The following is a 13,465-nucleotide window of genomic DNA, read 5'->3' as shown; positions in this document are numbered from 1 at the left end:
TCTCGTGCTGGGGCACACCCGAACGACATGGGCGGGATCCCCGCGAGGAGGCGACGATGGTGGCAAGGGGCACGCGGTGGCTGGCGGGCGCCGTGACCCTGGCCTGCGTGGTGCTCGTCGGCCCCAGCGCCCCCGGTGACGGTCTCTTCGCCGGGGCGCTCCCCGCCGACGCCGACCGGGAGGTCATGCCGAACCGGGTCATGACGTGGAACATCTGCAACCCCTGCGAGGTGAGCAACGTCGACCGGGCGGCGGAGATCGCCGCGTACGCGCCCCAGGTCATCGGCTTGCAGGAGGCGTGCGTCCGGGACGTCGAGCGCATCCGGGAGTATCTGGAGAGCCTGCACGGGCTGGTCTACCACGTCGAGTACGGCCCGGTCCTGCGGCACTGGGGCCGCTGCGGGGGAGTGCCGTGGAGCCCGGGAGGCTTCGGTCAGGCGATCCTGTCGGCGGCGCCGATGACGGACCGTGTCAGCGTGGAATACCCCGACGGCGGCTCCGAGGACCGTGGCTATCTGGCCGTCACCACCACGGTCGGCGGCCGGTCCGTGCGGGTCTTCAACACCCACCTCGCCCAACGACGTCAGGAGTCGGTCCGGGAGGGGCAGATCCGGGTCCTCGCCTCGGCCGTCTCCCGGTACGACCGTGCCGTCGTCCTCGGTGACTTCAACGCCGTGCCGGACGCTCCCGAACTCGCCCCGATGTGGGAGCTGGCCACGGACGCGGACCCCGGGTGCCGGCCCCCGGCCGACGGCGACTGCGAGGTGACCACCGACTGGCAGAGCAAGTTCGACTACACCTTCCTGCGGGGCGTCACCGCACGTGAACAAGGCGTGCGGCCCTCCGCGTACTCGGACCACGATCCGGTGCGCGCCGACCTGGAACCGGCCCCGGACTGAGGTCTTCCACGACCTGCCGAAAAAGGGTCCGCCGCGGCCCTCGGGGAGGGCCGCGGCGGACGTCGTGCGATCAGGAGGTGAACGGGGTGGACCCGTCCTCCGCGGTGATCTTCCACAGATGGTCGGCGGTGAAGGTGACCGCACTGTCGTCGTAGTCGATCTGCCCGAGTACTTGCCGTTGGACGCGGACGTCGCGTTGTGGGTGTTCGCGTGGACGACGGTGGCCTGCTCGGCCTCGAAGTCGTGCACCCGCTCCAGCGTCGTCGGCCCGAACGGCGCCTTGAACCGCTTGGCGTCGGTCAGGTACTTCCACGCCGACGAGTACTGCGCGTCGGGGAGGTTGAACGCCCAGGGGGCGTACCCCATCGCCTCGCGCCAGGTCGTCCGGGTCTGCTTCAGCGTGCCGTTGGTGCCGTCCGTGTTGTAGACCTGCATGAAGAAGTTCCGCTGCGGGTCCCACAGCGAGTTCTGCACGGCGGCCTTCAGCTGCGCGGCCTTCGCGTCGTACTCGCTCGCGGTCGCCGTGTCCCCGTTCAGCGTGGAGATCCTGCTGATCGCCTGGGCCGCGGCGAACATGTACGCGTTGATCGTGGGCCGGTAACCCCGGCCGCCGCTGAACCAGTTGCTGCTGTGCGTCGACGTCTCGGTGTACTCCGTGGCGTCGGACAGCGGCGTCTGGTGGAACAGATCGCTCGTGGACCGCGTGCCGTTCACCGTGACGTCGGTGTCGAAGTTCGAGTCCCACCGCTTGTAGAGCGCGATCAGGTGCGGCAGCGCGGACTTGATCTGCGCGGCGTCACCGGTCACCAGACAGCGCTGGTACGCGGCACGGGTGATCCACTCGCTGAAGTTCCGCGCCCCCGAGTTGCCCGCCCCGCGCAGCCAGAAGTCCAGATAGTCGCCCGCGTAGTCGCGGTTGTGCAGCCAGCGCCCGTCCAGCAGGTGGTGGCCCGTCGCGTCCGGCAGCGCCGTGTACGGGTTCCCCGCGTACCCGATCGGCACGTCGTACTCGGTCGACACGTACCCGGTGCCCGGCACGGTGTAGCGCAGCGCGCGCTTGAACGTGCTCCAGCGGTAGTAGTAGACCTCGTCGATGTCGTTGTCGGGGGTGTCGAGGAACGGGATGTCGTCCTTGTACCACTGCCGCTCGTCCAGCTGGTTGGCGGCGAGGATCGCGTCCTTGTCCAGCGCGACCGCGTTCGGGTCGTCGGCGGCCCGCGCGGGCCCCGCACCCGGGCCGGCCGACAACAGGCTGACGGACAACACCGAACAGCACAGGGCGGCCAGCGCACGACCGCTCGTCTGAGGGGACGACGCATAGAGGTGTTCTCCATTGGGCACTCATGCGGTGGCTCGAAATGTTCGAAATTGCGAACGGTGTTCGAAATGCTGTGCGACGGTAGTAACAGGGCGGTGAGGAAGTCGAGAGGTCGGATCGACGGAGCGACGCACCGCCACGGCCCGCCGGACATCCGGCGGGCCGTGGCGGTGGGGTCGTCCCCGTGGGGGCCGTGGGGCGCGTTCTACATGTGGACGACGGGTGCGGCGTCGGGGTTGTGGACGGGCGCGCCGCGCCGGTAGAGCAGGGCGCTGATCACGAGACCGGCGACGAAGAACGCGGCGGACCACCAGTAGGCGGTGGAGTAGCCCTCCAGGCCGGCCTGGGCGAGAACCATCGGGTCCTTGGGGTTCCTGCCTTCGAGGTAGGAGGTGACGGAGCTGGCGAACAGGGTGTTGAGCAGCGCCGTACCGAGGGAACCGCCGACCTGCTGCATGGTGTTGACGGCGGCCGAGGCGACGCCGGAGTCCTCCGCCGCGACCCCGTCGGTGGCCAGGCTCATGGCGGGCGCCATGATCAGACCCATGCCGAGTCCGGCCACGATCAGCGGGGGCAGGATGTGGGCGGCGTAGGTGCTGTCGAGGCCGAGACCGGTGAGCCAGACCATGCCGACGGCGGCGATGCCCATGCCCAGCGGCACGACCGGCTTGGGGCCGAACCGGGGGATCAGTGACGTGGTGGCGAGGGTGGAGGTCACCATCAGCGCGGCGATCATCGGCAGGAACGCCAGGCCGGTCTTGATGGGCGTGTAGCCGAGGGTCTGCTGCAGGTAGTAGGTGAGGAAGAGGAAGACACCGAACATGGCGGCGCCGATGATCAGTACGGAGATGAAGGACGCGGCGCGGTTGCGGTCGAGGAGGATCCGCAGCGGCAGCAGCGGGTGCGCGGCCTTGGTCTGCCACCAGGTGAACGCGGCCAGCAGGACGCCTCCGGCGAGCAGGAAGCCCCAGGTCTGCGGCGAACCCCAGTCGTGGCTCTCGGCGTTGGCGAAGCCGTAGACCAGGCAGAACAGTCCTCCGCCGACGAGCAGGGCGCCCGGTACGTCGATCTTGGCCGTCTTGTCGCGGGTGGTGCGCTGGAGCAGGATCGCCCCGCCGACGAACGCGGCTGCGGCGAAGGCCAGGTTGACGTAGAGGGTCCAGCGCCAGTCGAGGTACTCGGTCAGCACCCCGCCGAGCAGCAGACCGACGGCACCGCCGGCCCCGGCGATCGCGCCGTACACGCCGAAGGCCTTGGCCCGCTCCTTGGCGTCGGTGAACGTCACGGTCAGCAGGGACAGCGCGGCCGGCGCGAGGAGCGCGCCGAACACACCCTGCCCGGCGCGGGCGACGATGAGCATCTCGAAGCTGCCCGCGGCGCCGCCCAGGGCGGACATACCGGCGAAGCCGACCAGTCCCACGAGGAACGTCATCTTGCGGCCGAAGAGGTCCGCTATGCGTCCGCCGAGCAGGAGAAGGCTACCGAAGGCGAGGGCGTAGGCGGTGACGACCCATTGGCGGTCGCCGTCGGAGAACCCGAGGTCCTGCTGGGCCGAGGGCAGGGCGATGTTCACGATCGTCGCGTCCAGCACGACCATGAGCTGGGCCAGACCGATGACGGCGAGGATCCACCAGCGGTGCGGGGGTGGTGTGTCGGCGGGCGAGGATGCGGACACGGCGGGCGTGTCCGGTGTGTCGGTCGCGGTGTGAGACATGGCGGAACTCCAGGAATGGCGGGACGAGGGGAGGTCGGCTGGTGCGCGGAGGGACGGCTGCTTCGTCGCGGTCCGTCACCTGTTCCGGTCGGCGTGGTCACCGGTGAGCCGACAGTCGGATCGCACTCCCGTGAACGCTCTGACATATGTCAGATTAGCCGTAATCTGACATGTGTCAAGCGGGCTGTCCGGTGCCGTCGCCGGGCACCGGTTCCTGGGTCCCCCTTACGCGCTCACGACTTGCCCAGGACGAGGAGCTTCTGGATGTTGTTGGCGGGAGACCCGTCACTGTTCGCGCAACGGATGACGTAGTCCGCGTCCTTCAGCGGGTCCGCCCGCTCGTACGCCACCGAGTCGGTGCCCCCGGGCTTCGCGGACGCCGACACCGTCCTGGTGAGGGAGGACGGCCATGTCGTCGAGCGGTCGGGACACGGGTGCCGAGCAGCGCACGGCCGGACCGCTGTCCACGCGTCGCCCTGTGTACCTTCGTAGCGGGCCGCGAGATCCGCGTCCCTCGGCGCCCGACGGCGCTCACAGCGTTCTCGCCCCCGCCGGGCGAGGCCGACCGGAAGGCACGCCGAACATGACCGGGCAACGCGACCGCTGGGCCGAACTGACCGGCGGGGAGGCCGGAGAGGAGTACGCCCGACGGTTCGCGCGGCTCGCCGAATCGGGCCAGGACATCCACGGCGAGGCCACCTTCTGTACCGCGCTGCTGGAGCCCGCCGCCCGGATCCTCGACGCCGGCTGCGGCACCGGCCGGATCGCGATCCGGCTCGCCGAACTGGGCCACCACTGCACCGGTGTGGACGTCGACCCCTCGATGCTCGCCGTCGCCCGCCGCGAAGCGCCCGCGCGGGAATGGCTCCTCGGCGACCTGGCCCGGTTGGACGCCCTCGACCTGCCCCCGGGCTTCGACCTGGTGCTCGCCGCCGGAAACGTCATCCCCCTGCTGGCGCCCGGCACCGAACCGGCCGTCATCCAGCACCTGGCCGCCGCACTGCGCCCCGGCGGCCTGCTGGTCACCGGCATGGGACTCGACGCGGCGCACCTCCCGCTGCCGGAACCGCCGGTGACCCTGCCGGACTTCGACCACTGGTGCGCCGAGGCCGGACTGACCCTGCGCCGGCGCCACGCCACCTGGAGCGGCGCCCCCTACCGCGAAGGCTGCGGCTACGCCGTGAGCGTGCACTCCCGCGCCACCGCCTGATTCCGCCCGAGGGAGCCGCTCAGCCGAGGAGGGCCGCGATCACCACGAGGGCGGGCACGGACAGGAGGGTGGAGAGGAGCACGGACTCGCGGGCCAGCTGTTCGGCCGTGCGGTACTGGGAGGCGTAGCTGTAGCGGTTCTGGGCGGCGGGGAGGGCCGCGACCAGGTGACGTCCAAGAGCGATCTCGCCTACGCGGAGCCGCGCGGCCGGATCCTCTCCGGCAGCCTCCCCGCCGGCTCACGCCTCGCGCGGTACGACCTCGCCGAGTCCCTCAACATGAGCATCACACCCCTGCGCGAGGCGATCCGGCGCCTCAGGCGAGGGGCTGCTCCAGGTCGACACCCACCGCGACGTCCGCGTCTCTCCCATGAACTCCGACGAGGCCCGCCAACTCCTCGAAGTCCGCCTCTCGCTGGACCCCACCGCGGCCGAACTCGCCGCCGTACGGCGCACGGACGCGGACCTGGCCGCGATGCGGGCCGCGGTCGACAAGCTGCTCCCCGTCACCCGCCAGTGGGGCGAGGAAGCGCTCACGGCACACGCGCCTTCCACGAGACCGTCTACCGCGCCTCGCACAACGACATCCTCATCCGCCTGCTCGAAGACCTCTGGGACAAGTCCGACCGCTACCGCCGCCTCGGGCTCGAACTGCCGCCGGGCGACGAGCCCCGCACCCGCGACCTGGAAGAACACCACCGGCTGGTCGACCTCATCGCGGACCACCGGGCGGAGCGGGCGGCACAGCTCATGCGGGACCACATCACCCACAGCCTCAGCACCACCGCCATCGGCGCCCTGGAGGACCGCGAAGGCCGCCCTTAGGCGCGGCGGCTCACGCGCTTCCACACGGCCCAGCTCGCCGCCCATCTCCCCGACGACCTGTGGCTGCGCGACGCCCGCCGGGCCAGCACGATGGCCACCCGGCTGGGCGACGGCCTCAAGACGATCCCCGACATCGGCCTCCTCGCGACACCACAGGTCAACATCCTCTTCTGCCGCCTGCCCCAGCACGTCACCGAAAGCCTCCTGGCCGAGGGGTACGCCTTCTACCACGACCGCTGGGAACCCGGCGTCGTCCGCTTCGTCACCGCCTTCTCCCACACCCCCGAGGACGTGGACCAACTCCTCGGCGCGATCCGCCGGGCGGTCGCTCAGTCCCCCGCCGGCATCACACGGGTCACCTTGCCGTCGGTGTCGGCCTCCAGATAGCCGGACTGGTTGTACTCGTCGCTCAGGTAGACGGCCATTCCGGCGGGGGTGCCGAAGATGTCGTTGGGCTGTCTCACCAGCAGATAGCGGTTCTCGGGCTCGTCGACGTTCAGCTTCTTGTCCGCCTCCTTGAGCAGCGCGGGAACCTTGTCCCAGTTGAAGTCGTCGAGGCTGACGGGCTGTTCACCACCGGCGAGCGTGCCCTTGATGATGCCCTTCTCCACGCCCTGCCCGGGGCGGTAGGTGTAGGTGTCGTACTTGGTGTCACTGCCCTCGACCATGAGCTGGGCCGACACGAAGTCCGGGTAGACCGAGAAGTCACCGAACATGCTCCGGCCGGTCTCCTTCTTGAACGCCTTGATCGCGGTGCGGATGCCGTCCGGAGTCAGCATGTCGCCGGTCTCGGCGTCCGTCGACTCTTCGGTCGGCTCCTCGGTCGCCTCGGCGTCACCGGCCCGCGAGGCCGTCGACTTCGGCGTCGACGCGGTCGACTTCGGTGCCGAGGCCGAGGGCGAGACCGTCGACGAGCCGCGCGCCTCCGAGCCGTCGGCGTCCGCTCCCGGGGGCAGCAGCCACCACAGCAGCACCAGGACACCGGCGAGCGAGGCCCCCGCCACGCTCAGCAGGGCGGCCCGGCGCGGCGCCCGCCGGGGTACCGCTCGCACGGGCGCGGTGGTCAGCTGGAACGGAGCCTGCCCCAGCTGCGCCGGTACGGGCGGCGGCCCGAATCCCTTGGCCGGGAAGGCATTTGTCGGCCCGGAAGGGCCGAACCCGACCCCGTCCCCGTGCCCGCCCCCGGGGGCGACGGGCGGCGAAGCGGGCACCCCGGCCTGCCCGAACGTGGTCGGCGAGGTGAAACCGCCCGAGGGCGGCGCGGCCGGGTGCGCGGCGGAGGACGGCGGAACCAGCGGGTACGACGTCGGCTCGTCCCACACCGCCGGAGCGGCCGGAGCCGACTCGATCTCGGCGAGCCGCCGGTCCAGCACGGCGGCCGACGGCCGCGCCGCCGGATCCCGTACGAGCACGCTCATCAGGACGTCGCCCAGCGCGCCGGCGCGCACCGGAGGCGCGACGTCGTCGTTGAGGACCGCTGCGAGGGTGGCCAGGGTGTTGCCCCGGCGCAGCGGGTGGTGGCCCTCCACCGCCGTGTACAGCATCATCGCCAGCGACCACAGGTCGGAGGCGGCCCCGCCCTCGTGCCCGGAGATGCGCTCCGGCGCCATGAAGTCGGGCGTACCGATGACGGAACCGGTCGCGGTCAGACCGGTCGTCTCACGGATCGCGGCGATACCGAAGTCGGTGAGGACGGGACGCCCGTCGGGGCGCAGCAGCACATTGGCGGGCTTGACGTCGCGGTGCTGGATACCGGCCTCGTGCGCGGCGGCCAGCCCGGCCAGCACCTGCCGGCCCAGCCGTGCCGCCTCGGCCGGCGGCATCGGGCCCCGCGCCAGCCGGTCGGCCAGCGAGCCGCCGCTGACCAGCTCCATCACGATCCACGGATAGGTGCCGTCGCCGCCGTCGACTATGTGGTGGATGGTGACGACGTTCGGATGGTCGATGCGGGCCAGGGCCCTCGCCTCCCGCAGCACCCGCTCGCGCAGCGTCCGGGCGCCGTCCGGGTCGTACTCGGCGAGGTCCCGGTCGGGCGGGCGGACCTCCTTGACGGCCACGAGCCGGTGCAGCACCAGGTCCCTGGCCCGCCAGACCGTCCCCATCCCGCCACCGCCGAGGCGGGTCTCCAACTCGAAGCGCCCGTCGACGACTCGTCTACCGGGCCCTCTGTCGTCCTCGTTCATGGCGGGAGCATAGTTCCCGCCACCGACAGCCCCCGCAGGAGGTGTTGGTGGCCGAATCCGATCACCGCCGTCCCCGCCGTCCCCGCCGCCCCCGTCGGTCGCTCGTCGTCTCCGGGCGACGGAAACGGCGATGTGAGCCACGTCTCGTCCGAGGGCTGTCACAGCCGTCACGCGGCCGGTGTCTCCATGTCGAGTCCAGAACCGAGGGAGACATGATGAACGGCAACGGCAACGGCAACGGCAACGGCAACGGCAACGGCAACGTCAACGGCAGCGGCAACGTGAAGGTGGTCGTCGTCGGCGGCGGGTACGGCGGCGTGACGGCGGCCAACCGCCTGGCGCGGCGCACCGGTGTGTCGGTGACCGTGATCAATCCGCGTCCCGAGTTCGTCGAACGGATCCGCCTGCACCAGCGCGTGACCGGCTCCGACGACGCCACCGAGGCCTATGACAGGGTCATGGGCGGGAACGTCCGGCTGGTGGTCGACACCGCGACCCTCATCGTCGCCGCCGAGCGCCAGGTGACGCTGGCGAGCGGTGACACGGTCCCCTACGACTACCTCGTCTACGCCGTGGGCAGTGGCGCCGCCGATCCCGGCGTGCCCGGAGCGACGGAGTTCGCCCACTGGGTGTCGGACCTCGAAGGGGCGGAACGCCTGCGCTCGGCGCTGGACGCGGCACCCGCGTCGGCCCCGGTGACCGTGGTCGGCGCCGGCCCGACCGGCCTGGAGACCGCCGCCGAACTGGCGGAGACGGGCCGCAAGGTCACCCTGGTCTGCGGCGAGGTGCTCGGCCCCTCCCTGCACGCCCGGGTCCGCCGCCCGGTCGCCCGTCGCCTCGCCAGGCTGGGAGTCACCGTCCTCGAAGGCCGCCGCACCCAGGTGACGGAGGTGACACAGGACGCCGTACGGCTGGAGGACGGCCGGGTGCTGCCCAGCGCCGTGACGATATGGACCGCCGGATTCCGTGTCCCGGACCTGGCCGCCCACAGCGGCCTGCGCACCGACGCCGCCGGCCGTCTGGTCACCGACACGACACTGACCAGCGTCGACGACGAGCGGATCGTCGCCGCCGGGGACGCGGGCGTGATGCCGGACCACCCGTTCCGGATGAGCTGCCAGGCGGCCGTACAGCTGGGCCCGGCGGCGGCCGACACGGTCCTGCGCCGGATCGCGGGGAAGAGGCCCGCTCCGGTCCGGATGTTCTTCGCCGGGCAGTGCCTCAGCCTCGGCCGCAAGGAGGGCGTCACCCAGTTCTCCTACCCGAACGACAAGGTGAACGCGCTCAGCATCAGCCGGCGCACCGGGGCCGTCGTCAAGGAGATCGCCTGCGTGTTCACCCTGAACAAGCTGGTGTCCGGGGCACGCAAGGCCGGTTCCCGCACGTCCCACAACGGCGGCGTCGACCGCGAGGAAGCTGTGCGACCGCGCGGTGTCTGACCGATGAGCGGCCGCCGCCGACCTTGTGACCGGATGGGTGACCGGAGCGGGTACATGTTCCCTGGCCCGCTCCGGGCCCAAGGGCCCGACCAGCGGAGAGCGAAGCGTACGAGATGAACGACGACGTCACCGACCCCGCGACGGAGGCCTTCGTCGCCCACCGCGATCTGCTGTTCACCGTCGCCTACGAGATGCTCGGCTCGGCCGCCGACGCCGAGGACGTCCTCCAGGAGACCTGGCTGCGCTGGGTGAACGTCGACCCGGCGGAGGTGCGCGACCAGCGCGCCTACCTGGTACGGATCACGACCCGGCAGGCACTGAACCGGCTGCGCACCCTCAATCGGCGCAAGGAGGCCTACGTCGGCCCCTGGCTGCCCGAGCCGCTGCTCACCACGCCGGACGTGGCCGAGGACGTCGAGCTGTCCGAGAACCTGTCGCTGGCCCTGATGTTCATCCTCGAAACCCTCTCGCCGACCGAACGAGCCGTCTTCGTCCTGCGCGAGGTCTTCGACTTCGGCTACGACGACATCGCCGCCGCGATCGACAAGAGCCCCGCCGCCGTACGCCAGATCGCCCACCGCGCCCGCCGGCACGTGGACGCGCGCCGACCGCGTACGGCGGCTTCCCCGCAGGAGACCCGGGTGGCGCTGGACTCGTTCCAGAACGCGCTGGTGACCGGGGATCTGCAGGGACTGCTCGATGTGCTCGCCCCGGACGTCGTCTTCGTCAGCGACGGCGGCGGCCTCAAGCTGGCCGCGCCCCGACCGGTCGTCGGCGCCGACAAGGTGCTCCGCTACATGGTCGGCAGCCTCGCCAAGGCCGGCGGCATTCTCGTCGGAGAGCACACGACGGTCAACGGCAACCCGGGACTCGTCCTGCGCCTGGACGGCGAGATCGACGGCGTGCTCGCCTTCCGCGTGGAGAACGCCCGCGTCACCGGCCTCTACTACGTCCGCAACCCCGAGAAACTGACCCGTGTCGAGCACGAGACCCCGCTCACCTCCCGCTGAGCCGCCCGTGACGTTCGTGGCGAGCCATGCCGGCCGTCGGGATCCTCTCAGCGCCCGTGCCTGCCCGAAGGCCCGGTACCGGCCCGTACGCTCTCCACGGCACGGGCCAGCAGCGTGACCAGCTCGTCGATGACCGGGGGCCGTGCGCCGGGACGGCTGACGGCGAGGATCTCGCGGTGCAGCGGCGCGACCCCCGGCGGCAGGACGACCCTGTCCACTCCGGCGTCGTGCCCCGCGCCGTCGCCGCCGAGGAGCGTGGCCGGGATCAGGCCCACCGCGAGTCCGGCCCGGATCATGGCGAGCATGCTGTGCAGATCCTCGGTCTCCAGCGTCACCCGGGGCGCGATCCCCAGCTCCCCGGCCCAGCGGCGCAGCAGCCGCCGGTCGGGGTTGTGCGCGTGACCGGAGACCCACTCCTGCTCCAGGCATTCGGCCAGCCCCACCGGGCGCCGCCGCGGCGGATCGGCGCCCGCGACCAGCACCAGCGGTTCGCGCCCCAGCACGGTGATGGTCAGCGCCTCGGACGCGGCCGGTGGATCCTCGGGCAGATAGCGGTAGGCGACGAGCAGATCGAGGTCACCCGACCGCACCCTCGGCACACCCCCGTCGGTCTCCACGACGACGAGACGGATCCGGGGACCCGGGCGGCGGGCCCTGAGCATGGCCAGCACCCGGGGCAGCAGATAGGTCATCGCACTGGGATAGATCCCGACACGCAGTTCGGCGACCTCCCGGCCCGCGATGGCGTGGGCCGCGTCCTGGAACCGCGCGGTCGCGTCGAAGAGCGTCTCGGCCGCCCCCGCGAGGGAGCGTCCGGCCGCCGTGAGGATCAGCCGGCTGCCGGGGCGGCGGACGATCAGCTCGACGCCCAGATCGCGTTCGAGCGCGGCGATGTGCTGGGACACCGCGGAGGGCACATAGCCGAGCTCCGCGGCGGCCTCGGCCATCGAGCCCCGGCGCACCACGGCCAGAAAGGTGGCCAGCAGCTTCAGATCCGGCTGGGACCTCACGGTTCATGAACTTTCTCTTCGTGATCCATCGCTTTACGTGTCGCGCGCTCGACGACAGAGTAGGGGCACCGCGCCCGACAGAAAGCGAGACCATGGCCATCGACCTCACCGCCCTGCGGGCCCACTTCCCCTCCCTCGACACGGGCCTCGCCTTCTTCGACGGCCCCGGCGGAACCCAGACGCCCCGCCCCGTCGCCGAAGCCGTCGCCGCGACACTGACCGGCCCGCTCTCCAACCGGGGCACCGTCAGCGCCTCCGAGGTCAACGCCGAACGCGCCGTCGCCGACTTCCGCGCCGCCTACGCCGATCTTCTCCACGTGCCCGCGAACGGTGTCGTCCACGGCCGCAGCGCCACCCAGCTCACCTACGACTTCTCCCGCCACCTCGCCAAGACCTGGACCCCCGGCGACGAGATCGTCCTCAGCCGCCTCGACCACGACGCCAACGTCCGCCCCTGGATCCAGGCCGCCGAACGCGCCGGAGCGACGGTCCGCTGGATCGAGATCGACCCGGAGACCACGGAGCTGGATCTCGACTCGTACGAACGGGCCTTGACCTCCCGCACCCGGGTGGTCGCGGTCACGGCCGCGTCGAACGTGCTGGGCACCAAGCCGCCCGTCCGCCGGATCGCCGACCGCGCGCACGAGGCCGGCGCCCTGGTGTACGTGGACGGCGTCCACTACGCCGCGCACCACCTCGTGGACGTACCCGCCCTCGGAGCCGACATGTTCGTCTGCTCGCCGTACAAGTTCCTCGGACCGCACTGCGGAGTCCTCGCCGCGGCGCCCGAGTTCCTCGAAACCCTGCGCCCGGACAAGCTGATGCCCTCCCCCGACACGGTCCCCGAACGCTTCGAGTTCGGCACCCTGCCGTACGAGACCCTGGCCGGCGCCACCGCCGCCGTCGACTTCCTCGCCGACCTGGACCCCGGCGCGGGGGCCACGCGCAGGGAGCGCCTCACCCGCTCCCTGGACTCGCTGCACGCGCACGAACTGACGCTGCGCGCACGGCTGCAGGAGGGCCTCGCATCCCTGGGCGACGCCCTCACCCTGCACTCGAAGGCCGCCGACCGCACGCCCACCCTCCTGATGACCCTCGAAGGCCGCGACGCCCGTGAGGCCCAGACCCACCTGGCGGCACGCGGCGTGGTGGCGCCGGCGGGCTCCTTCTACGCCTACGAACCCTTCAGCGCGCTCAAGCTCGAAAACCCCGCCCTCCGCGCGGGCCTGGCCCCCTACAACACCACCGACGACGCGGACCGCTTCCTCGAAGGACTCGCCGATTTCCTCTGACCCGAGGGGCGCGAGGGACGCGCTTGGTGTGCGTGGTCAATCCCGTTCGCGCTCCGCCGCGTCGAGCGCGAGCAACGCCACCGTGCGGGCGGCGCGGGCGGGCGTGCCGCTGCCCTGCAGTACGCAGGCGGCGGCGCCGTCGGCGAGTGTGGCCAACTGCCAGGCCAGGGACGCCGGATCCGCCGCGGGCAGCGCCAGGGCGAGCGCGCGCAGCCGGGCCCGGAAGCGTGCCTTGTGGTCGCGTACGATCTCCCGCCCCGGATGTCCCGGCGGCAGCTCCAGCCCGGCCCGTACGAACGGGCAGCCGTGGAAGCCGAGGAGTTGAAGGACGCGGAACTCGACGCCCCGCCCGCCGGTCGTGTCAGCCGACGATGTCAAAGCCGGCCCGTGCCCGGTCCAAGCGGCGGTCGGCCGGATCGTCCCGGCGGATCACCCACTGGACGACACCCAGATCCCCTGCGGTGAGGTCCTCGCCCCCGAGCCGCACCGGCCCGTCCGACGGCGTCTCCCCGCAGGTCTTCCACCACACCGAGCCCGGCTCCCTGCCGTCGGCCACTCGCCGCCGAC

13 protein-coding genes and 4 pseudogenes are annotated in these 13,465 nt (G+C 71.7%); 9 read left to right on the top strand and 8 right to left on the bottom strand.

Translation table 11 applies throughout. The features are described from left to right. Positions 1–56 precede the first annotated feature (56 nt). Entirely contained in the window at positions 57–899 is an 843-nt protein-coding gene (locus tag F9278_RS00820; RefSeq protein ID WP_152166509.1) for an endonuclease/exonuclease/phosphatase family protein, read from the top strand. A 303-nt stretch (positions 900–1,202) separates the two neighbouring features. Here the strand turns inward: F9278_RS00820 and F9278_RS48590 are convergent. From F9278_RS48590 to F9278_RS46035, 3 genes and pseudogenes are all read right to left on the bottom strand, one after another. Next, positions 1,203–1,901: pseudogene (locus F9278_RS48590) on the bottom strand (MGH1-like glycoside hydrolase domain-containing protein); the annotation flags it as partial. Between the two features lie 521 nt (positions 1,902–2,422). Further along, positions 2,423–3,931, bottom strand: a complete 1,509-nt coding sequence (locus F9278_RS00810; protein WP_152166508.1) for an MFS transporter — start codon at positions 3,929–3,931, stop codon at positions 2,423–2,425. Positions 3,932–4,164: 233 nt separating this feature from the next. Beyond that, positions 4,165–4,317: a hypothetical protein gene (locus tag F9278_RS46035; protein ID WP_193241330.1), complete on the bottom strand. Its 153-nt coding sequence runs from the start codon at positions 4,315–4,317 to the stop codon at positions 4,165–4,167. 197 nt (positions 4,318–4,514) lie between these two features. Between F9278_RS46035 and F9278_RS00805 the strand changes: the two genes are divergently transcribed. Beyond that, positions 4,515–5,141, top strand: coding sequence for a class I SAM-dependent methyltransferase (locus F9278_RS00805; RefSeq protein ID WP_152166507.1), 627 nt, complete (start codon positions 4,515–4,517; stop codon positions 5,139–5,141). 19 nt (positions 5,142–5,160) lie between these two features. Here the strand turns inward: F9278_RS00805 and F9278_RS46720 are convergent. Next, a pseudogene (locus F9278_RS46720) lies at positions 5,161–5,307 on the bottom strand (AEC family transporter); the annotation flags it as partial. Here F9278_RS46720 and F9278_RS48585 point away from each other — a divergent pair. From F9278_RS48585 to F9278_RS00790, 4 genes and pseudogenes are all read left to right on the top strand, one after another. After that, positions 5,308–5,403, top strand: a pseudogene (locus F9278_RS48585) (hypothetical protein); the annotation flags it as partial. 106 nt (positions 5,404–5,509) lie between these two features. Continuing rightward, a pseudogene (locus F9278_RS48580) lies at positions 5,510–5,590 on the top strand (hypothetical protein); the annotation flags it as partial. A gap of 65 nt (positions 5,591–5,655) precedes the next feature. Continuing rightward, the gene (locus F9278_RS46705) at positions 5,656–5,964 is read left to right on the top strand and encodes an FCD domain-containing protein (RefSeq protein ID WP_226967248.1); all 309 of its coding nucleotides are present in this window, start codon (positions 5,656–5,658) and stop codon (positions 5,962–5,964) included. Positions 5,965–6,054: 90 nt separating this feature from the next. Then, positions 6,055–6,351 carry a hypothetical protein gene (locus tag F9278_RS00790; protein WP_226966566.1) on the top strand — a complete coding sequence of 99 codons (297 nt, stop codon included), beginning with the start codon at positions 6,055–6,057 and terminating at the stop codon, positions 6,349–6,351. Here the strand turns inward: F9278_RS00790 and F9278_RS00785 are convergent. Then, positions 6,294–8,147, bottom strand: coding sequence for a serine/threonine-protein kinase (locus F9278_RS00785; RefSeq protein ID WP_152166506.1), 1,854 nt, complete (start codon positions 8,145–8,147; stop codon positions 6,294–6,296). The genes F9278_RS00790 and F9278_RS00785 overlap by 58 nt on opposite strands. A 212-nt stretch (positions 8,148–8,359) precedes the next feature. Between F9278_RS00785 and F9278_RS00780 the strand changes: the two genes are divergently transcribed. Continuing rightward, positions 8,360–9,586, top strand: coding sequence for an NAD(P)/FAD-dependent oxidoreductase (locus tag F9278_RS00780; RefSeq protein ID WP_226966565.1), 1,227 nt, complete (start codon positions 8,360–8,362; stop codon positions 9,584–9,586). 113 nt (positions 9,587–9,699) lie between these two features. Continuing rightward, positions 9,700–10,596, top strand: a complete 897-nt coding sequence (locus F9278_RS00775) for an RNA polymerase sigma-70 factor (protein ID WP_152166505.1) — start codon at positions 9,700–9,702, stop codon at positions 10,594–10,596. A 47-nt stretch (positions 10,597–10,643) separates the two neighbouring features. Here the strand turns inward: F9278_RS00775 and F9278_RS00770 are convergent, their stop codons facing one another. Beyond that, positions 10,644–11,606 carry a LysR family transcriptional regulator gene (locus F9278_RS00770; protein ID WP_152166504.1) on the bottom strand — a complete coding sequence of 321 codons (963 nt, stop codon included), beginning with the start codon at positions 11,604–11,606 and terminating at the stop codon, positions 10,644–10,646. A 92-nt stretch (positions 11,607–11,698) separates the two neighbouring features. Between F9278_RS00770 and F9278_RS00765 the strand changes: the two genes are divergently transcribed. Next, entirely contained in the window at positions 11,699–12,898 is a 1,200-nt protein-coding gene (locus F9278_RS00765; protein ID WP_152166503.1) for a cysteine desulfurase-like protein, read from the top strand. Between the two features lie 36 nt (positions 12,899–12,934). Here F9278_RS00765 and F9278_RS00760 read toward each other — a convergent pair whose 3' ends face one another. Further along, on the bottom strand, positions 12,935–13,276 hold the full coding sequence (locus tag F9278_RS00760; RefSeq protein ID WP_152166502.1) for a hypothetical protein: 342 nt from the start codon (positions 13,274–13,276) through the stop codon (positions 12,935–12,937). Next, positions 13,260–13,454 (bottom strand): hypothetical protein, encoded by a 195-nt coding sequence (locus F9278_RS46030; RefSeq protein WP_226966564.1) that lies wholly within the window; start codon positions 13,452–13,454, stop codon positions 13,260–13,262. The genes F9278_RS00760 and F9278_RS46030 overlap by 17 nt, the downstream gene beginning before the upstream one ends. Positions 13,455–13,465 lie beyond the last annotated feature (11 nt).

The organism is Streptomyces phaeolivaceus (assembly GCF_009184865.1).
Classification (GTDB): Bacteria; Actinomycetota; Actinomycetes; order Streptomycetales; family Streptomycetaceae; genus Streptomyces; species Streptomyces phaeolivaceus.
Note: the sequence above shows the minus strand (reverse complement) of the source record. Positions and strands in the feature narration are given on the sequence as shown.